General features: G+C 63.6%; 11 protein-coding genes and 3 pseudogenes. 6 read left to right on the plus strand and 8 right to left on the minus strand.

Annotated features, from left to right (window positions below):
- Positions 1 to 121: 121 nt before the first annotated feature.
- Complete coding sequence (locus AB3L03_RS13880; RefSeq protein WP_018454690.1) at positions 122 to 325, minus strand: hypothetical protein; 204 nt, start codon at positions 323 to 325, stop codon at positions 122 to 124.
- 202 nt (positions 326 to 527) lie between these two features.
- Here AB3L03_RS13880 and AB3L03_RS13885 point away from each other — a divergent pair.
- Together AB3L03_RS13885 and AB3L03_RS13890 are read left to right on the plus strand one after the other, a co-directional pair.
- A pseudogene (locus tag AB3L03_RS13885) lies at positions 528 to 1,900 on the plus strand (M17 family metallopeptidase).
- Complete coding sequence (locus AB3L03_RS13890; protein ID WP_368508804.1) at positions 1,893 to 2,783, plus strand: C40 family peptidase; 891 nt, start codon at positions 1,893 to 1,895, stop codon at positions 2,781 to 2,783. The pseudogene AB3L03_RS13885 and the gene AB3L03_RS13890 overlap by 8 nt, the downstream one beginning before the upstream one ends.
- 6 nt (positions 2,784 to 2,789) lie before the next feature.
- Here AB3L03_RS13890 and AB3L03_RS13895 read toward each other — a convergent pair.
- From AB3L03_RS13895 to AB3L03_RS13920, 6 genes and pseudogenes are all read right to left on the minus strand, one after another.
- Positions 2,790 to 4,426, minus strand: a pseudogene (locus tag AB3L03_RS13895) (ABC transporter ATP-binding protein).
- Positions 4,427 to 4,430: 4 nt separating this feature from the next.
- Complete coding sequence (locus tag AB3L03_RS13900) at positions 4,431 to 5,612, minus strand: ABC transporter permease (RefSeq protein WP_018454694.1); 1,182 nt, start codon at positions 5,610 to 5,612, stop codon at positions 4,431 to 4,433.
- On the minus strand, positions 5,612 to 6,721 hold the full coding sequence (locus AB3L03_RS13905; RefSeq protein WP_018454695.1) for a microcin C ABC transporter permease YejB: 1,110 nt from the start codon (positions 6,719 to 6,721) through the stop codon (positions 5,612 to 5,614). Before AB3L03_RS13905 ends, AB3L03_RS13900 begins: the two co-directional genes overlap by 1 nt.
- Positions 6,718 to 8,598 (minus strand): extracellular solute-binding protein, encoded by a 1,881-nt coding sequence (locus tag AB3L03_RS13910; protein ID WP_018454696.1) that lies wholly within the window; start codon positions 8,596 to 8,598, stop codon positions 6,718 to 6,720. The genes AB3L03_RS13905 and AB3L03_RS13910 overlap by 4 nt, the downstream gene beginning before the upstream one ends.
- A 14-nt stretch (positions 8,599 to 8,612) precedes the next feature.
- Positions 8,613 to 10,514, minus strand: coding sequence for an extracellular solute-binding protein (locus tag AB3L03_RS13915; protein ID WP_026232797.1), 1,902 nt, complete (start codon positions 10,512 to 10,514; stop codon positions 8,613 to 8,615).
- A 209-nt stretch (positions 10,515 to 10,723) separates the two neighbouring features.
- Positions 10,724 to 11,278 (minus strand): cytochrome c family protein, encoded by a 555-nt coding sequence (locus tag AB3L03_RS13920; RefSeq protein ID WP_018454698.1) that lies wholly within the window; start codon positions 11,276 to 11,278, stop codon positions 10,724 to 10,726.
- A gap of 219 nt (positions 11,279 to 11,497) precedes the next feature.
- On the opposite strand from AB3L03_RS13920, the gene AB3L03_RS13925 reads away from it, so the two are divergent.
- The gene (locus AB3L03_RS13925) at positions 11,498 to 12,238 is read left to right on the plus strand and encodes a 3-deoxy-manno-octulosonate cytidylyltransferase (protein WP_018454699.1); all 741 of its coding nucleotides are present in this window, start codon (positions 11,498 to 11,500) and stop codon (positions 12,236 to 12,238) included.
- Between the two features lie 21 nt (positions 12,239 to 12,259).
- A complete protein-coding gene (locus AB3L03_RS13930) occupies positions 12,260 to 13,105 on the plus strand; it encodes a prephenate dehydratase (protein WP_085351723.1) in 846 nt (281 codons plus the stop codon).
- Between the two features lie 45 nt (positions 13,106 to 13,150).
- Here AB3L03_RS13930 and AB3L03_RS13935 read toward each other — a convergent pair whose 3' ends face one another.
- The gene (locus AB3L03_RS13935) at positions 13,151 to 14,164 is read right to left on the minus strand and encodes an LLM class flavin-dependent oxidoreductase (RefSeq protein WP_368508805.1); all 1,014 of its coding nucleotides are present in this window, start codon (positions 14,162 to 14,164) and stop codon (positions 13,151 to 13,153) included.
- Positions 14,165 to 14,564: 400 nt separating this feature from the next.
- On the opposite strand from AB3L03_RS13935, the pseudogene metF reads away from it, so the two are divergent.
- Together metF and metH are read left to right on the plus strand one after the other, a co-directional pair.
- Positions 14,565 to 15,483: pseudogene (metF, locus tag AB3L03_RS13940) on the plus strand (methylenetetrahydrofolate reductase [NAD(P)H]).
- A 6-nt stretch (positions 15,484 to 15,489) separates the two neighbouring features.
- Positions 15,490 to 19,353: a methionine synthase gene (metH, locus tag AB3L03_RS13945; protein WP_368508806.1), complete on the plus strand. Its 3,864-nt coding sequence runs from the start codon at positions 15,490 to 15,492 to the stop codon at positions 19,351 to 19,353.
- The last annotated feature ends 135 nt before the right edge of the window (positions 19,354 to 19,488 follow it).

Below are 19,488 nucleotides of genomic sequence, written 5' to 3' on the forward strand. Positions count from 1 at the left end.
ACACAATCTAAAATATTGGGCAATAATGCCACAACCGCAGCGCTAGTAAAGCCCTGCGGCCGCTCGCGTGGATCGTGTCCTCGGCATGAGACGGGGCTCGCCCGTGGTTTCGCTCACCCGATCAATATTCGATAGCGAGCCTCTTGCGAATTTCATCGATGCGCTTGTCCAATGCATCGAACCGCGCGTGAACGGAGCGGTCGTGGAGATAGAAGACGTAACCGCCGGCAAGGAACGCGAATATCCAATGATGATGCTCGACATAGCCAAAAATCGCCTCGACCGCCTGCCCGATGAATGTGACCACGCTCCACACAAATTCCATTGCATTTCCTCCCGGCCGGCTTTGTCGTCGGCCGCCGGAGATCTGCACACCTGACGGCCGTTGCCGGAACCTAGCATGGCCCCTTTGCTGCGAGTAGCGGACCGCCGAACGGTGGCAGCAAAGCTGATTGCGGCGGCGGCAAAACTCTGCGAAATCTCGTCCGTTCGTATGACCCGCTCGATCTGACGATCCGGACCCGCCAATGCCTTCTGTCTTCGAGACGTCGCCTACCGCCATCCCGATCACCTTCGTCACCAAGTCGAGCTGGGATCAGGTCGCCGAGGGGCTACCGGCGGCGCAACGCCAGTTCGCCACTGCGAGCGCCTTTACCGCAAAGCCGGGCGGCTATCTCGCGCTGCCCGCGCCCGATGGCGCGATCGCGCAAGTGCTGTTCGGGCTCGAGGACGAGGGTGCAAAATCGCGCGACCTGTTCCGACCGGGCGCCCTGCCCGGCCTGCTGCCGCCGGGCATCTATCGCTTCGCCAATGCACCGCACGATGCACGGCTCGCCTCACTCGCCTTCGCGCTCGGCAGCTACCGCTTCGCCCGGTACCGCAAGGCCGATCGCCCCGAGGTCAGCCTCGTTCCCCCCGACGGCGTCGACGCGACTGACATCAACCGCATGGCGGACGCCGCAATGCTGGCGCGCGACCTCATCAACACGCCGGCCAACGACATGGGGCCGGAGGAGCTGGCCGCAGCCGCGCAGGATCTCGCCGCCGAATTCGGCGCAAGCTTTGCCTGCACCATCGGTGACGACTTAAAGACGAATTTTCCACTGATCCACGCCGTCGGCATGGCATCTAGCCGCGCGCCGCGGCTGATCGACATTGGCTGGGGCGACCCGGCTCATCCCAAGGTGACGCTGGTCGGCAAGGGCGTCTGCTTTGACACCGGCGGGCTCGACTTGAAGCCTCCGAGCGGCATGCTGATCATGAAGAAGGACATGGGCGGCGCCGCCAACGTGCTGGCGCTGGCGCGCATGGTGATGGATGCGAAGCTGAAGGTGCGACTGCGCGTGCTGATTCCGGCCGTGGAGAACGCGGTCGCGGGCAATGCCTTCCGCCCGCTCGACATCTTCACCTCGCGCAAGGGCATCACGGTCGAGATCGGCAATACGGACGCAGAGGGGCGGCTGGTGCTCGCCGACGCGCTGGCGCTTGCGGACGAGGAAAAGCCGGACCTGCTGATCGATCTCGGCACGTTGACGGGAGCGGCACGCGTCGCGCTGGGGCCGGATTTACCGCCCTTTTACACCAATGATGAGACGCTTGCCGCTGACGTCGCACGATGCGCGGCGAGGAGAACGATCCGTTGTGGCGCATGCCACTGTGGCCGCCATACGATGCGTGGCTGGACTCCAAGACCGCCACTATCACCAACGCACCATCAGGCGGCTTTGCCGGCTCGATCATTTGCGCGCTGTTCCTGCAACGCTTCGTCGAGCATGCCAGGAGCTGGCTGCATGTCGACATCTACGGCTGGACGCCGTCGGCGAAGCCCGCACGCCCCGAGGGCGGCGAGTGCCAGGCCGCGCGCGCGATCTACACATTGCTGAGCGAGCGCTATGCGTGATCCAGAACACGATCTAAGCCACGATCCAAGTCACGATCCAAGATACGATCCAAGGCTGACACCGTCGCGCGGCGACATCGCCGCGAAATACCTCGAAAGCAAGGTGCAGGCGGATCGTTTCGTCACGGGCGAGGAATTCGAGATCATCGAGGCGATCGCGCCCGTGCGCGAGCAGCCGTCGTCGAACGCGATGCTAATGACACAAGCGTTGCGCGGCGAGGGCGTCACGGTTTACGACCGCAACGGCGAAGGCTGGGCATGGGGTCAACTTTCAGGTGACGGCTATGTCGGCTGGCTGCCGGACGCAGCGCTCATGAAGCCCGCGGCCGCGCCGACCCATATGGTCAGTGCTTTACGAACCTTTGCCTTCCCCGGTCCCTCGATCAAGCTGCCGCCAGCAGACACGCTGGTGATGGGATCGAAGATCGCGGTTGCACGCGAGGACGGCAGCTTCGCCGTGACACGCGACGGACACTATCTGCCGAAGGCCCATCTCGCCCCGCTTGGTCATTGCGAGCCGGATTTCGTCGCAGTCGCCGAGCGTTTCGTCGGCACGCCCTATCTCTGGGGTGGCAAGAGCAGCCTTGGCGTCGATTGCTCCGGCCTGGTCCAGATGTCGCTGACATCGGCGGGCATCGGCTGCCCGCGCGACAGCGACATGCAGCAGGCCGGCCTCGGCCGCGCGCTGGAGCCCCATGAGCAAAGCAGCTTGCTGCGCGGCGATCTCATTTTCTGGAAAGGTCATGTCGCCATCGTCCGCGATGGCAGCACCATGGTTCACGCCAATGCGCATCACATGGCAACGGTGATCGAGCCGATCGAGCCGGCAATCGCAAGGATCAAGCAAGCCGGCAGCGAGGTCGCCGCGATCAAGCGGCTCTGACGGAGGCTACGTCGCCGCGGACCCGTTCTCCGCCGTCTCCAGCCGGAACGCCGCCGCAAACAGCGCGCGCGTGTAACCCGTCTTCGGGTTCTTGAAGAGCTCGGCGGCCTGGCCTTCCTCGACCACCTTGCCGCCACGCATCACGATCAGATGGCTGGCGAGCGAGGCGACGACGCGCAGATCGTGCGAGATGAACATGTAAGTGAGATCGCGCCGGCGCTGCAATTCACGCAGCAGATCGACCATCTGCGCCTGAATCAGCATGTCGAGCGCACTGGTCGGCTCGTCCAGGACGACGAAATCCGGCTCCAGCACCACCGCCCGCGCGATGCTGATGCGCTGGCGCTGGCCGCCGGAGAATTCATGCGGATAACGGTGGCGAGTATCCGGTTTCAGTCCGACGTCCTCGAGCGCCTTGACGACACGCTCCTCCCGCTCGCCTCGCGAGAGCTGCGGCTGATGCACGGTGAGGCCTTCGGCGACGATGTCGGCGACCGACATGCGCGGGCTGAGCGAGCCGAACGGATCCTGGAACACGATCTGCATGTCGCGCCGGAACGGCCGCATCTCCTTGAAGCGCAGGCCCTGGATATCTTTTCCCAGGAACACAATGCGTCCGTTCGAGGAGATCAGCCGCAGCAACGCGAGCCCCAGCGTGGTCTTGCCCGAGCCGGACTCGCCGACGACGCCGAGCGTCTCGCCCTTGCGCACAGCGATGCTGACGCCGTCGACCGCCTTGATGTGACCGACCGTCTTGCGCATCAGCCCCCGCTTGATCGGGAACCAGACCTTCAGGTCGTCGGCTGACATCACCACCGGGGCATCCGGCTGCGGCGGCGCCGGATCCGGCTTCGGCTCCGCGGCGAGCAGGTCGCGCGTATAGGGATGCTTCGGGGTCTTGAAGACCTGCTCGACCGGCCCCTGCTCGACGATCTCGCCCCCCTTCATGACGCAGACCTGGTCGGCGATGCGGCGCACGATGCCGAGATCGTGGGTGATGAAGAGCAAGCTCATGCCGAGCCGGCCGCGGATCTCTGCGAGCAGCGTCAGGATCTGCGCCTGCACGGTAACGTCGAGCGCCGTGGTCGGCTCGTCCGCGATCAGGAGGTCCGGCTCGTTGGCGAGCGCCATCGCGATCATCACGCGCTGGCGCTGGCCGCCGGAGAGCTGGTGCGGATAGCTCTTCAGCCGCGTTTCAGGCTCGGGAATGCCGACCTGCGTGAGCAATTCCAGCGTCCGCCTGCGCGCCTCGGCATTGCTGGTCGGATTGTGCAGCTGAATGATCTCGCCGATCTGCGCCTCGATCGTATGCAGCGGGTTGAGCGAGGTCATCGGCTCCTGGAAGATGATCGAGATGTCGCTGCCGCGAACCTCCCGCATCTCCTGCTCCGACCGGTCGATCAGTTCCTGGCCCTTGAAGTGGATGCTGCCCGAGGGATGCGAGGCATTTGGATAGGGCAAGAGCTTGAGAATCGAGAGCGCGCTGACCGACTTGCCGGAGCCGGACTCGCCGACCAGCGCCAGGCACTCGCCGCGCTTGATCTGGAACGAGACCTTGTCGACCGCGAGCGTGGTGGCGCCCCCTGGTGGAAGGCCACCGAGAGGTCGCGCACGCTGAGCAAAGGCTGGTTGATCGCGTCCATTGGCTTACCTGAACGTCTTGCGCGGATCGAATGCGTCGCGCACGGCCTCGCCGATGAAGATCAAAAGCGACAGCATGATCGCGACCGAGAAGAAGCCGGAAAAACCGAGCCACGGCGCCTGCACGTTGGACTTGCCCTGCGACAGCAACTCGCCGAGCGACGGCGAGCCGGGCGGCAGTCCGAACCCCAGGAAATCGAGCGCCGTCAGCGTCATCACCGAACTCGACACGATGAACGGCAGGAACGTCATCGTCGCGACCATCGCGTTCGGCAACAGATGCCGGAACATGATGACCTTGTTCGACACGCCGAGCGCCCGCGCCGCCTGGATATACTCGAAATTGCGCCCGCGCAGGAATTCCGCGCGCACGAGTCCGACCAGCGACACCCAGGAAAATAACAACAGGATGCCGAGAAGCACGAAGAAGCCGGGCACCAGCACCGACGACAAGATCAGCAGCAGATAGAGCGAAGGGATCGCAGTCCATATCTCGATGAAACGCTGGAACAACAGGTCGATCCAGCCGCCGAAATAGCCCTGCACCGCGCCGGCCGCGATGCCGACGATGGAGGAGACGATGGTCAGGCAGAGGCCGAACAGCACTGAGATGCGGAAGCCGTAGATCAGCCGCGCCACCACGTCGCGGCCCTGATCGTCGGTGCCGAGCCAGTTGTATTCGAGATCGCGGCAGCTCTTGAGGCCTTTCTTCTCGACGACGGGCTTGCACTGCGCTTCCGTCAACATCCAGGTCGGCCGCGACGGCGCCGGCGTCGGCAGATCGAGATTGTGGGTGTCGTAGGAATAGCGGATCAGCGGCCAGACGATGCTGCCGCCCTTGTCCCTGATCAGCTTCTGCAAATAGGGATCGCGATAGTCGGCCGCGGTTTCGAAGTCGCCGCCGAAAGTGGTTTCCGAATAGGTGACGACGGACGGCCAATAAAGGTGGCCGTCATATTTGATCAGGAACGGCCGATCATTGGCGATCAGCTCGGCGAACAGCGACACCACAAATAGGATCAGGAAGATCCAGAACGACCAATAGCCGCGCCGGTTCGCCTTGAAATTCTGCCAGCGGCGCCTGTTGAGCGGCGACGGCACGAACGGTTTGCGAGTGATCGGCACGGCACTGCCGAGCGGCGACTTCGCAGTGGTTTCGATCGGCGTGGTGGGGGCGGCCAGCGTCATCAGACCTCCCGCGCCTCGAAATCGATTCGTGGATCGATCCACATATAGGTCAGGTCAGAGATCAGGTTGATCACGAGGCCGACGAGCGAAAAGATGAAGAGCGTGCCGAACACCACGGGGTAGTCGCGATTGAGAACGCTCTCGAAACTGAGCAGTCCCAGTCCGTCCAGCGAGAAGATGGTCTCGATCAGAAGCGAGCCCGAGAAGAAGGCGTGAATGAAGGTCGAGGGAAAGCCGGCGATGACGATCAGCATCGCGTTGCGGAAAACGTGACCGTAAAGCACCCGATTCTCGCTGCAGCCCTTCGCGCGCGCGGTCATCACGTATTGCTTGCGGATCTCGTCCAGAAACGAGTTCTTGGTCAGGAACGTCATGGTGGTGAACGCACCGAGCCCCATGGCGATCAGCGGCAGCGTCAAATGCCAGAAGTAATCGATGATCTTCCAATACCACGGAAACTGCGACCAGCCGTCTGACGTCAGTCCGCGCAGCGGGAACCAGTTGAAGAACGAACCGCCGGCAAACAGGATGATCAGGAGGATCGCGAATAGAAAGCCGGGAATCGCGTAGCCAAGTACGAGCACGCTCGACGTCCAGGTGTCGAAGCGCGTCCCGTCCCTGACCGCCTTGCGGATGCCGAGCGGAATCGAGATCAGGTAGGTCAGCAGCGTCAGCCAGATGCCGAGCGAGATCGAGACCGGCAACTTCTCCTTGACGAGCTGCAGGACGCTGACGTCGCGAAAATAGCTCTTGCCGAAATCGAAGCGGGCGAAATTCCAGACCATCAGCGCGAAGCGCTCCGGCGCCGGCTTGTCGAAGCCGAACTGCACTTCCAGCTTCTTGATGAAATCGGGATCGAGGCCTTGCGCGCCGCGATACTTCGAGTTGATGGCGTCGCCGCCGGCTCCCAACTGCCCCGGGGCGCGCTGCGCAAAGTCGCCGCCGCCCGAAATGCGCGAGGTCCCGCCGGTGTCCGCGCCCGAGAGCTGCGCGATCACGCGCTCGACCGGGCCGCCCGGCGCGAACTGCACGACGATGAAGGAGACGAAGAGGATCCCGAGCAAGGTCGGGATCATCAGCAGGATGCGGCGGGCGATGTAGGCGCTCATGGCTGCTTCGCCTGCTCGAGCCTGGCGGCCTTGCCGCCATCGTACCACCAGATGTCGGGAGCGCCGACGCCGTTGGCATAACGCGGCGGCTTCTGCGGATGACCGAATTGGTCCCAATAAGCAAGCCGGTGCGTCTTGTTGAACCAGTGCGGCACCCAATAACGGCCGGCGCGGAACAGGCGATCGAAGGCGCGGCAGGCGACGGTCAATTCCTCGCGGCTGTCGGCCGCCATGATCTTCTCGATCATGGCATCGATGGCCGGATTGGCGACGCCCGCAAGATTGTACGAGCCCTTCGTTGCCGCGACCTGCGACGAGAAGAACGAGCGCATGGCGTCGCCCGGCGTTGCCGACATGCTGAAGCGCTGGGTCGTCATATCGAAGTCGAAATCTTCCTGGCGTACCTTGTATTGCACGGCGTCGACGAGGCGCACGCTCGCTTCGATGCCAAGCGTCGCGAGATTCTTGATGTAGGGCCCATGGTGCGGCTGGAACGAAGGCTCGTCCAACAGAAATTCGATCCTGAAGATCTCGCCGTTCGGCAGCATCCTCTTGCCGTCCTTGATCGGCAGGCCGGCCTCGCTCAGCAATCGCTGCGCCCTGCGCAACAGGCTGCGATCCTGCCCGGAGCCGTCGGAGACGGGCGGCGTGAACGGTGCGGCGAACACCTCGTCCGGAACCTGGCCGCGAAACGGCTCCAGCAGCTTCAGCTCTTCCGGCGGCGGAGGCCCATCGCTCGCCATGAGGTCCGAGTTCTGAAATGGCGATACCGTGCGGGCATAAGCACCGTACATGATGGTCTTGTTGGTCCACTCGAAGTCGAAGGCGTCGATCAGTGCCTCACGCACGCGAGGATCCCTGAATTTTTCGCGCCGCGTGTTGATGAACCATCCTTGCGCGCCGGACGGCGTGTCGTCGGGCACGACCTCCATCTTGACGCGACCCTCCTTGACCGCGGGGAAGTCATAGCGGGTCGCCCAGATACGAGCGGTGAACTCTTCGCGGTAGAGATAGTTCTTGCCGGTGAAACCTTCAAAAGCGACATCGCGGTCGCGGTAGAATTCGTAGCGCACGACGTCGAAATTGTAGCTGCCACGACAGGGGGGCAGGTCGGCAGCCCACCAATCCTTGACGCGTTCGTATTCGATGTAGCGGTTGACCTCGAACTTGCCGACCTTGTACGGGCCCGAGCCCAACGGGATATCGAGCGATGTTTCGTCGAAAGCGCGAGAGGCATAATATGCTTTCGAGAAGATCGGCAGACTCGCCACATAGAGCGGCACGTCACGCGCGCGTCCCTTGGCAAAGGTGACGACCAGCGTCGCATCGTCAACGGCTTCCGCGCTGACCATGTCGCGCATCTGCACGATGATCAGCGGATGCCCCTTGGCCTTCAGCGACGTCAGCGAAAACGCCGCGTCGTGAGCGGTAAGCTTGGTGCCGTCATGGAATTTCGCCTCTGGCCGCATGGTGAAGCGATAGACCAGCCTGTCTGCCGATATATTTACAGACTTGGCGGCAAGCCCGTACATCCCGTCCGGTTCGTCATTGGCTCGCACCATCAGCGGCGCAAAAGTCATGTCCATGCCCTGCGCGCCATCGCCTTTGAGGATGAAGGCATTGAGCGAGTTGAAGGTCTGGTAGGACTGGTTGTACGCGCGCACCGACGGGATAAGCGAGAAGGTGCCGCCCTTCGGCGCGTCGACATTGACGTAGTCGAAGTGATGGAAGTCGGCGGGATATTTGAGGTCGCCGAAGGCCGACATGCCGTGGGCCTCTGCAGGCATCTCGGACGCTGTCGCGCCCCGGAGCCAGGCGGCGCTGAACGCGCCACCGGCACCCAAGGCCAGCACATGCCGGCGTGAAAGCTGCGCCATGCGAGAAATGCCCTTCACGACTTCTTTGCGATCCGCGCCGCCTTGTCCGCGTCGTACCACCAAATGAACGGGAAGCCGGACTGACCGTATTTGGGTAATTCCGCCGGCCGGCCGAACCGATCCCAGCGCGCGGTGCGCACCTTCGTATAAGTCCACTGCGGTACGACGTAGTGATTCCACAGCAGCACGCGGTCGAGTGCCTTGGTTGCCGCGACGAGATCGTCGCGACCCTTGGCGTAGATCACCCGCTCGATCAGCTTGTCGACCGCCGGATTCTTGATGCCGGTGATGTTGCGTGAACCGGCGATGTCAGCCGTCTTCGAGGACCAGAATTCGCGCTGCTCGTTACCCGGCGACTGCGACTCGCCCCAGGAGTTAGTGACGATGTCGAAATCCCACTCGCGCGTCCTGTTCTCGTACTGAGTGGGATCCACCGTCCGCACGCTGACAGCAATGCCGAGCCGTTCCAGCGACGGCTTGTAGAACAGCGTGATCCGCTCGAAGCTTGGATCCGAGTTCAGCAATTCAAGGGAGAACTGGGCGCCCGTCTTGACGTCGATCAGCTTGCGCTCGCGCACCTCGTAGCCAGCTTCCTTGAACAGGCGCAGCGCCTCGCGCAGATTGTCGCGAACGGCTTCCGGACTGCCGCCGACCGGGTTGGTGTAGGCCGTGGTGAAGACTTCGGGCGGGACCTCGGCGCGGACTGTCTCGAGGATCTCGAGCTCCTTGCCCTGCGGCAACCCGGTCGCCATCAGCTCATCGATGCCGTCGAAATAACTGCTGATGCGCTTGTACTGGCCGTAGAAGATCTGCTTGTTCATCTCCTCAAAGTCGAACGCGTAATTGAGCGCGCGTCGCACGCGCGGATCCTTAAACTTGGCGCGGCGCAGGTTCGGCACGAAGGCCTGCATGACGCCCGAGCTGCGATTGGCGAACTCCTCGAGGATCACGCGTTTTTCGGTGACGGCCGGGAAATCGTAGGCTGTCGCCCAGTTCTTCGCGCTGTTCTCGGTGCGCCAATCGACCTGATCGGCCTTGAATGCCTCAATCGCCACGGTGGCGTCGCGGAAATACTCATAGCGCAGCTCGTCGAAATTATTGCGGCCCACATTGGCGGCGAGGTCGCGCCCCCAATAATCCTTGACGCGCTCCAGCGCGATCGACCGCCCGGCAACGAATTCCTTGACCCGATAGGGGCCGGAACCTAGAGGCACTTCAAGCGTGGTGGCGGAGACATCGCGCTTGCGGCCCTGCGCATCCGTGCCCTCCCACCAATGCTTCGGCAGGACCGTGAGCTGCCCGACGATCTGCGGCAGTTCGCGGTTGCCCGGCGCGTCGAACACGAATTTTACCTCGCGCTCGCCGACCTTCTCGGCTTTCGTCACATGGCTGTAATAGGCCGAGTACTGCGGGTGGTGCTTCTTGAAGGAATCGAGCGAGAAGATCACGTCATCCGCGGTTACCGGCTTGCCGTCGTGCCATTTGGCTTGCGGCCGCAAGCGGTAAGTCACGAAGGAGAAATCATCCGGATGGCTGACGGCCTCGGCCAGCGCGCCGTACTCGGTCGAGACTTCGTCAAGCGAGGCCGTCGTGAGGGATTCGTAGATGAACGCCACGGCACCGGCGACTTGCCCCTTCACACCGGAGACGACGATGTTGAAATTGTCGAATGTGCCGACGGCGATCTGGCGCGCGACGCCGCCCTTGGGCGCTTCCGGATTGACGTAGTCGAAGCGCTTGAAATCCGCCGGGTATTTGATCTGTCCGAACAGCGACAGCGCGTGCCGCCAGGTGGGCTCGTTGGCGGATTGCGCGTGTGCCACGCCGACGCCGGAAAGGCCCCCTACGGAACCAAGGGCGGGGAGCGTTGCGGCAGCAGTGCCGGTGAGCAGGAGATCGCGTCGGGTAAGGGCCAAATCAACATTCCTGTCTTGAAGGAGGCTACTCCTTTAAGTTCCCAATATAGGCGAGGTTTCGACGGAATATGTTGCTTTTTCCTCATCTTGGAGGGCCAGCTGGCCGATCGCTGCGGCCAAACGCCCCGATAACAACGCCGCGAGGCCCGGATAAGCAAACGGCCAGGCTTTTCAGCCTGGCCGCGTACTAAGATCGAAGTCGATAGGCCTTACTTCGCCGCGGTCGGCAGCGGCTTCGGGCTGTCGGAGAGACTGTTCAGGTAAGCGATCACGTCGGCACGCTCGCTATCCTTCGGGATGCCAGCAAAGCCCATCGCGGTGCCCGGGACAGCTGCCTTGGGATTGGCGATGAACTTGTTGAGCGCATCGAAGTCCCAGGTGCCGCCCTTGGCCTTCATCGCGGCCGAGAAGTTGAAGCCGCCGCGGCCCTCGCCAACATGGTCGCCGACGACGCCATAGAGGTTCGGACCGACACGGTTCGGGCCGCCCTTCTCGAAGGTGTGGCAAGCGCCGCACTTCTTGGCAGCGGCGGCGCCCTTCTCGACCGAGGCGGTCTGGAGCAGCTTTTCGATCGGCTCGGCAGCCGCGGCGGCAGCGCCGCCTTCCTTGCCGTGGCCGGCGTCTTCCTTCACGGCGATCTCGAAGCCCGGCTTCTCCGGCATCTTGGGCGAGAACAGCGCACTGGCGGTGAAGCTCGTCACCAGCAGAAGGAGACAGGTGCCGAGCACGGCACCGAGAATCTTGTTCAGTTCGAAAGAGTCCATTTCCGGCCAGGCCCCACACCGCAAGAAGGATCGAGCGGCCCAGTGCGGCCGCCAGGACGAGCCTCGGAGAATCAACGTTCCTTACTGTTTCCCCGAGTTTTGCCATTGAGATATCGGTTTGCCCGGGGTCTGGCAACCCGTATAAGCGAGCGGGCTTCACCCCCGTCCCCACCCCATTTCCCGGCGCGGAAAACGCCCCGTTTCCAGGCCCTTGAACCGATGATCGATCCCCGCATCCTGGTGCTGATTCCGGCCCGCATGGCCGCCACCCGCCTGCCCGGCAAGCCGCTAGCCGATATCGCGGGGCAGCCGATGATCGTGCACGTGATGCGCCGTGCCGAAGCGGCCGGGATAGGCCGGGTCGCGGTCGCAACCGACACCGCGGAGATCGCATCCGTCGTGACCGCCCATGGTGGCGAGGCCGTGATGACCCGCCCGGAGCATCCGTCCGGCTCCGACCGCATCCACGAGGCCATGCAGAAGCTCGATCCGGACGGCAAAGCCGAGATCGTGGTCAATCTGCAGGGCGATTTCCCGACCATCACGATCGACAACATCCGCGAGGTGTTGCCGCCGCTGCAAGACCCCGCCGTGGATATCGCAACGCTGGCGTCGCAGATCCACACCGAGGAGGAGGACCTCGCGCCGAGCGTCGTGAAGGCGATCGGAACCTCGCTCGGCGGCAGACGCATGCGCGCACTTTATTTCACCCGCGCAACCGCGCCGACCGGCGACGGACCGCGCTACCACCATATCGGTCTCTATGCCTATCGCCGTGCCGCGCTGGAGCGCTACGTCCGGCTTCCGCCGTCGCCGCTGGAATTGCAGGAGAAGCTCGAGCAGCTCCGGGCGCTCGAGGCCGGAATGCGCATCGACTTCACCATTGTCGATACCGTGCCCCGCGGGGTCGACACGCCGGCGGACCTGGAAACCGCCCGCAGCATCCTTTCCAAATCCTGAGCCGCTGTTACAAGGCCGAGCATGAGCAAGCTGAAAATCGCATTCCAGGGCGAGCCTGGGGCCAATTCGCACATCGCCATCGTCGAGGCCTATCCCGACGCCGAGCCGATGCCCTGCGCCACCTTCGAGGACGCCTTGTCGGCGATCTCGTCGGGCGAAGCCGATCTCGGCATGATTCCGATCGAGAATTCGGTCGCAGGCCGCGTGGCCGACATCCATCATTTGCTGCCGGCCTCCGGCCTCTTCATCATCGGCGAATGGTTTCTGCCGGTCCGGCATCAGCTGATGGCGGTGAAGGGGACCAGGCTCGAGGACATCAAGAGCGTCGAGAGCCACGTGCACGCGCTCGGCCAATGCCGGCGCATCATTCGCAAGCTTGGCATCAAGCCAATCGTGCACGCCGACACCGCCGGCAGCGCCCGCGACATTTCCGAGCGTAACGACAAGTCCGTCGCCGCGATCGCCTCGCGCCTCGCCGCGCAGATCTACGGCCTCGACATCCTCGCGGAGGACATCGAGGACGAGGCCCACAACACCACGCGCTTCGTGGTGCTCGCGCGCGAACCGAAATGGGCCGCACAGGGCTCCGGTCCGTTGGTCACGACTTTTGTGTTCCGGGTGCGCAATTTGCCCGCCGCGCTCTACAAGGCGCTCGGTGGCTTTGCCACCAACGGCGTCAACATGACCAAGCTCGAGAGCTATATGGTCGACGGCAATTTCTTCGCCACGCAGTTTTATGCCGACGTCGACGGCCACCCCGAGGACAAGGGCCTCGCTTTCGCGATCGAGGAGCTGAAATTCTTCTCACGCGAATTCCGCATCGTTGGCGTGTATCCGGGGCACCCGTTCCGCGCGACGATGGAATAGATTCGTGTCCCGGACGCGCGAAGCGCGAGCCGGAGCACCAGAGCCTTATCCGACCGCCTTAAGCCCGAACGCCTCCGCCAGCAGCGAATATGATTTCTTTCGTGCCTCGTGATCGTACACGGCGGTAATCACCATCAACTCGTCCGGCTTGCTCGCATCGATCAACGGCTGCAGCGTCTTCTGCACGGTTGCCCGGCTGCCGACGAACAGACGGGAACGGTTGCGCCGCATCGAGGCGCGCTCCGAGTCGGTATAGGGATAGGCCAGCGCCTCTTCGACGCTCGGCAACGGAAGATACTGGCCGCGGTCCCGGCGCAGGCGGTTGAGGTCGAAAGACGCGGCGAGCTTTTCGGCTTCGTCATCCGTGTCGGCCGCAATGACGGCGACCGCGAGGATCGCGCGCGGGCTCGCACTCCAGGCCGAGGGCTGAAAACGATTGCGATAATACACCATCGCATCGATCGCATCGTGGGACGCAAAATGATGGGCGAATGCGAACCCCATGCCGATTTGCGCGGCGAGCTCCGACGAATAATCGCTGGAGCCGAGCAGCCAGATCGGCGGCAACGGCGTATCGTCGGGCATCGCAACGACGTTGTGATAGGGATGGCCCGAGGGGAATTCCCGGGTCTGCCACAGGATCAATTCGTGCAGCCGCTCGAGGAAATCGTCGCCTTCGCGACGGTCGAGCCGGCTGCGCAGCGCATAGGCCGTGGCGCCGTCGGTGCCAGGGGCGCGGCCGAGGCCGAGATCGATGCGGCCCGGAAACAGCGCCTCCAGCATCTTGAAGCGCTCGGCCACGACCAGCGGCGCGTGATTGGGCAGCATCACGCCACCGGAGCCGACGCGGATGTGCTTGGTCACCGCCGCGATCTGCCCGATCATCACGTCGGGCGCCGGGCTCGCGACGGAGGCGAGGTTGTGATGCTCGGCGAGCCAATAGCGGACATAGCCGAGCCCATCGACATGGCGCGCCAGGTCGATGCTGTTGCGCAGCGCCGCGGCGGGCTTTGTGCCGGTGGTGACGACGGAGAGGTCGAGGACTGAGAGCGGGATCATGGCGCGCTAACGTAGTGGAGGGCAGCGCGGCGGCAATGGGAGGGCGCGCAGATCTGACGTGCAGGCCAGGGCCCGCGCGCTCCGGACCCGCGCCGCGGCGTTGGGACAATGATCAATCTGGCAACATGACTTTCATATTGCCCACTCAATATATTGCGCCAGTTAATCCGCAAGTTCTCCCTACTTGGCTGATATATTTATCTTTTTATACCAAATCGAGCTTCCCACTTCGATTCTAAATCACCGAAATATTTTATGCCAACACCGCCAAAGTGGGCCAATTCCCATTACCGATGGGCTGTCGGATGCGGCCGCTTTGGCTTATCTTGGCCTTTCGCAATCTAGACCTGACCGCCGGCCGCCAACGACCCGGCGCGCCCTTGGAGAGTGAGTGGTGCCCATGACTGACGCGACAATGCCTGCCCACACCGGCGGGCAAGACGGGTACCTGAAGCGGCCTGCGATTTCCTTCGAGTTCTTTCCGCCCAAGACCGAAGATATGGAGCGCAATCTCTGGGACACCATCAACCGGCTGGCCCCGCTCGACCCGAAATTCGTCTCGGTGACCTATGGCGCCGGCGGCTCGACCCGTGAGCGGACCCACGCGACCATCTCGCGCATCCTGAAAGAAACCGCGCTGCTGCCGGCCGCGCATCTGACCTGCGTCGGCGCCTCCCGCGGGGAGATCGACGAGATCGTCGACCGCTATCACGAGGTCGGCGTCCGCCACATCGTCGGCCTGCGCGGCGATCCCCCGGGCGGCATTGGCACGGCCTATTCCAGCCATCCCGATGGCTACCAGAGCTCCGCCGACCTCGTCGCCGGCATCAAGAAGCGGCACGGCGATATCGAGGTGTCGGTCTCGGCGTACCCTGAGAAGCATCCCGAGGCGCGCGACTTCGACGATGACATCGACACGCTGCAGGCCAAGGTCGATGCAGGTGCGACCCGCGCGATCACGCAGGTGTTCTTCGATAACGACCTCTATTTCCGCTATCTCGACCGCGTGCGCGCGCGGGATCAACATCCCGATCGTGCCGGGCATCATGCCCATGCATAATTTCAAGCAGGCTCGCAATTTCGTCACCCGCGCCGGCACCTCCGTGCCGGACTGGTTCGCCGCGAAATTCGAGGGGCTCGACGAAGACGCCGAGACCCGCAAGCTGGTGGCGGCGACCGTCGCGGCCGGCCAGGTGCAGAAGCTGGCGAAGCACGGCGTCGACACCTTCCATTTCTACACCATGAACCGCGCCGATCTCGTGTTCGCGATCAGCCATTTGCTCGGCATCCGCGCCAAGAGCGCGCAGAAGGCGGCTTAAGACAGCATGACCGTATCCACCTCTCCCAAGCGAACCACCCTGCTCAACGCCGCGCGCGAGCGCATTCTCGTGCTCGACGGCGCCATGGGCACGATGATCCAGAATCTCCAGTTCGACGAGGCCGCCTTCCGCGGCGAGCGATTCAAGAACTTCCATCGCGATTTGCGCGGCAACAACGACCTCTTGATCCTGACCCAACCGCAGGCGATCGAGGACATCCACGCCGCTTACTTGCGCGCCGGCGCCGACATCGTCGCCACCAACACCTTCTCCACGACCTCGATCGCCCAGGCCGATTACGATCTCGCCGACATCGTCTACGAGATGGCGCGCGCAGGCGCCCGCCTCGCCGGCAACGCCGCACGCCGCGTCGAGGCCGAGGACGGCAAGCCGCGCTTCGTCGCCGGCGCCATCGGACCGACCAACCGCACCGCCTCGATCTCGCCTGACGTGTCCAATCCCGGCTACCGCGCCGTCACGTTCGACGACCTGCGCAAATCCTATGGCGAGCAGATCAACGGCATGCTCGATGGCGGCGTCGATCTGCTGCTGGTCGAGACCATCTTCGACACGCTGAACGCCAAGGCGGCGCTGTACGCGATCGCCGAGATCACGGAAGAACGTGGCATCGACATGCCCGTGATGGTGTCGGGCACCATCACCGACAAGTCCGGCCGCCTGCTGTCCGGCCAGTTGCCGGAAGCGTTCTGGCATTCGGTGCAGCACGCCAAGCCTGTGACCATCGGCTTCAACTGCGCGCTCGGCGCGGAAGATCTGCGCGCGCATATCGCCGATATCGGCCGCGTCGCCGACACGCTTGTTTGCGCCTATCCCAATGCCGGCCTGCCCAACGAGTTCGGCCAGTATGACGAGACCCCGGAATACATGGCCCGCCTGGTCGGCGAGTTCGCGCGCGATGGCCTCGTCAACATCGTCGGCGGTTGCTGCGGCACCACGCCGGACCATATCGCGGCGATTGCGGCTGCGGTCGCGCCGCACAAGCCGCGCATCGTGCCGGAGATCGAACCTCGCTTGCGGCTCTCCGGCCTCGAGCCGTTCATCCTGACCGACGCCATTCCCTTCGTGAACGTCGGCGAGCGCACCAACGTCACCGGCTCCGCCCGCTTCCGCAAGCTGGTCACCGCCGGCGACTACACCGCCGCGCTGCAGGTCGCGCGCGACCAGGTCGAGAACGGCGCGCAGATCATCGACGTCAACATGGACGAGGGTCTTCTGGACTCGGAAGCCGCGATGGTGACCTTCCTCAACCTCGTCGCCGCCGAGCCCGACATTGCCCGCGTCCCCGTAATGGTCGACAGCTCGAAATTCTCCGTGATCGAGGCCGGCCTGAAATGCGTGCAGGGCAAGCCGGTCGTCAACTCGATCTCGATGAAGGAAGGCGAGGACAAGTTCATTCACGAGGCCAAGATCGCCCGCCGTCACGGCGCGGCTGTCGTGGTGATGGCGTTCGACGAGGTCGGCCAGGCCGACACGTTCGCCCGCAAGACCGAGATCTGCAAGCGCGCCTACGACATCCTGGTGAACCGCGTCGGCTTCCCGCCGGAAGACATCATCTTCGATCCCAATATTTTCGCGATCGCAACCGGCATCGAGGAGCACAACAATTACGGCGTCGACTTCATCGAAGCGACGCGCTGGATCCGCAAGAATCTGCGGGGCGCGCACATTTCTGGTGGTGTGTCCAATTTGTCGTTCTCGTTCCGCGGCAACGAGCCGGTGCGCGAGGCCATGCACTCGGTGTTCCTGTATCACGCCATCAAGGCCGGCATGGACATGGGCATCGTCAATGCCGGGCAGATGATCGTCTATGACGATATCGATCCCGAATTGCGCCAGGTGTGCGAGGACGTCATCCTCAACCGTGACCCCGGTGCGTCCGAGCGTCTGCTGGCGCTTGCGGAAAGATTCCGCGGCAACAAGACTCAGACCAAGGAAGCCGATCTCGCCTGGCGCGAATGGCCGGTGGCGAAGCGGCTGTCGCATTCGCTGGTGCACGGCATCACCGAGTTCATCGAGCAGGATACCGAAGAGGCCCGCAAGGCTTCGAAGCGCCCGCTCGACGTGATCGAGGGACCGCTGATGGCCGGCATGAATGTGGTCGGCGATCTCTTCGGTGACGGCAAGATGTTCCTGCCGCAGGTGGTGAAGTCGGCCCGCGTGATGAAGCAGGCTGTCGCCTGGCTGATGCCGTTCATGGAGGAGGAGAAGGCGCGCAATCTCGCCAACGGCATCGGCACGGAAGGCTCCTCGTCCGCCGGCAAGATCGTGCTCGCGACCGTCAAGGGCGACGTCCACGACATCGGCAAGAACATCGTCGGCATCGTGCTCCAGTGCAACAATTACGAGGTCATCGACCTCGGCGTGATGGTGCCCGCGGCCAAGATCGTCGAGACGGTGAAGGCGGAGAAGGCCGACATCGTCGGGCTGTCCGGCCTGATCACACCCTCGCTCGACGAGATGGCGTTCTTCGCCGCAGAATTGCAGCGCGAAGGCCTCAAGCTGCCGCTCTTGATCGGCGGCGCCACCACGAGCCGCGTGCATACCGCGGTCAAGATCGACCCGAGCTATCGCGCAGGCCCCGTGGTGCATGTCAACGACGCCAGCCGCGCCGTCGGTGTTGCGTCGGCGCTGCTGTCGCCCGAGAGGCGCGAGGCCTATGCCGCCGAAGTCCGCGCCGAATACGCAAAGATCTCGGACGCCCATATGCGCGCCCAGGCCGACAAGAAGCGGCTGAAGCTGGCGACCGCCCGCGCCAACCGCGTGCCGGTCGACTTCACCGCGAACAAGCCGGTGAAGCCGACCTTCCTCGGCACCCGAAGCTTTGACGACTACGATCTCGCCGAGCTGGTGCCCTATATCGACTGGACGCCGTTCTTCCAGACCTGGGAGCTCGCCGGGCGCTTCCCTGCCATCCTCGACGACGCCAAGGTCGGCGAAGTTGCGCGCTCGCTCTACGACGACGCGCGCAAGATGCTCGACCTGATCGTCAAGGAGAAATGGTTCCGCGCGCGCGCCACCGTCGGCTTCTGGCCGGCCAATGCGCAGGGCGACGACATCGTGCTCTATGCCGACGAGAGCCGGACCAGGACGATCGCGACGCTGCACACGCTGCGCCAGCAGCTCGAGAAGCGCGAGGGCCGTTTCAACGCGGCGCTGTCCGACTTCGTCGCGCCCGCCAACACCGGCGTGCCCGATTATGTCGGCGGCTTCGTCGTCACCGCCGGCATCGGCGAGGATGTGGTCGCCGACCGGTTTAAGATGGCCAATGACGACTACTCGTCGATCCTGTGCAAGGCGCTGGCCGACCGCCTGGCCGAAGCCTTCGCCGAGCGCATGCATGCCCGCGTCCGCCGCGAGTTCTGGGCCTATGCGCCGGACGAGGCGCTCTCGACCGACGAGTTGATCCTCGAAAAGTATCAGGGCATCCGTCCCGCCCCCGGCTATCCCGCGCAACCCGATCACACCGAGAAGGCCACGCTGTTCGAGCTGCTCGATGCCGAGAACACCGCCGGCGTGAAGCTGACCGAGAGCTATGCGATGTGGCCGGGCTCCTCCGTGTCGGGGCTCTATCTCGCCAATCCAGAGAGCTATTATTTCGGAGTCGGCAAGATCGAGCGCGATCAGGTCGAGGATTATGCTGCGCGCAAGGGCATGAGCGTCGCCGAGACCGAGCGCTGGCTCGCGCCGATTCTGAACTACATCCCGACGCGAGAGGGTGCGAGCGACAAGGCGGCGTTCACGGCAACGCCGGCGAACGACGAGACGTCGAAGGAGCTTGCGTCGCATCCGCCGGGCTGCACCTGCGCGGTGCACCTGGTCTGGCAGAAGAAGCGCGCGGGCGCGGGTTAGGCGCCCTCCAAACAGAAAACGAGAAATCAACCCCATGCACAGTAGGCATGGGGTTGAAAAAGCTCGATAATTTTTGCGGTGTCACCGAATAATTTTTCGATTTACCGAAATTGCTTGCGGCGTCGGGCAAAACAC

Source organism: Bradyrhizobium lupini (assembly GCF_040939785.1).
Lineage (GTDB): Bacteria > Pseudomonadota > Alphaproteobacteria > Rhizobiales > Xanthobacteraceae > Bradyrhizobium > Bradyrhizobium canariense_D.

Bases quoted from the DNA above. Each gene is read 5' to 3' on its own strand.
- AB3L03_RS13880 (WP_018454690.1), bottom strand. From the start codon at position 325: ATGGAATTTGTGTGGAGCGTGGTCACATTCATCGGGCAGGCGGTCGAG.
- AB3L03_RS13890 (WP_368508804.1), top strand. From the start codon at position 1,893: ATGCGTGATCCAGAACACGATCTAAGCCACGATCCAAGTCACGATCCA.
- AB3L03_RS13900 (WP_018454694.1), bottom strand. From the start codon at position 5,612: ATGACGCTGGCCGCCCCCACCACGCCGATCGAAACCACTGCGAAGTCG.
- AB3L03_RS13905 (WP_018454695.1), bottom strand. From the start codon at position 6,721: ATGAGCGCCTACATCGCCCGCCGCATCCTGCTGATGATCCCGACCTTG.
- AB3L03_RS13910 (WP_018454696.1), bottom strand. From the start codon at position 8,598: ATGGCGCAGCTTTCACGCCGGCATGTGCTGGCCTTGGGTGCCGGTGGC.
- AB3L03_RS13920 (WP_018454698.1), bottom strand. From the start codon at position 11,278: ATGGACTCTTTCGAACTGAACAAGATTCTCGGTGCCGTGCTCGGCACC.
- AB3L03_RS13925 (WP_018454699.1), top strand. From the start codon at position 11,498: ATGATCGATCCCCGCATCCTGGTGCTGATTCCGGCCCGCATGGCCGCC.
- AB3L03_RS13930 (WP_085351723.1), top strand. From the start codon at position 12,260: ATGAGCAAGCTGAAAATCGCATTCCAGGGCGAGCCTGGGGCCAATTCG.
- AB3L03_RS13935 (WP_368508805.1), bottom strand. From the start codon at position 14,164: ATGATCCCGCTCTCAGTCCTCGACCTCTCCGTCGTCACCACCGGCACA.
- metH (WP_368508806.1), top strand. From the start codon at position 15,490: ATGACCGTATCCACCTCTCCCAAGCGAACCACCCTGCTCAACGCCGCG.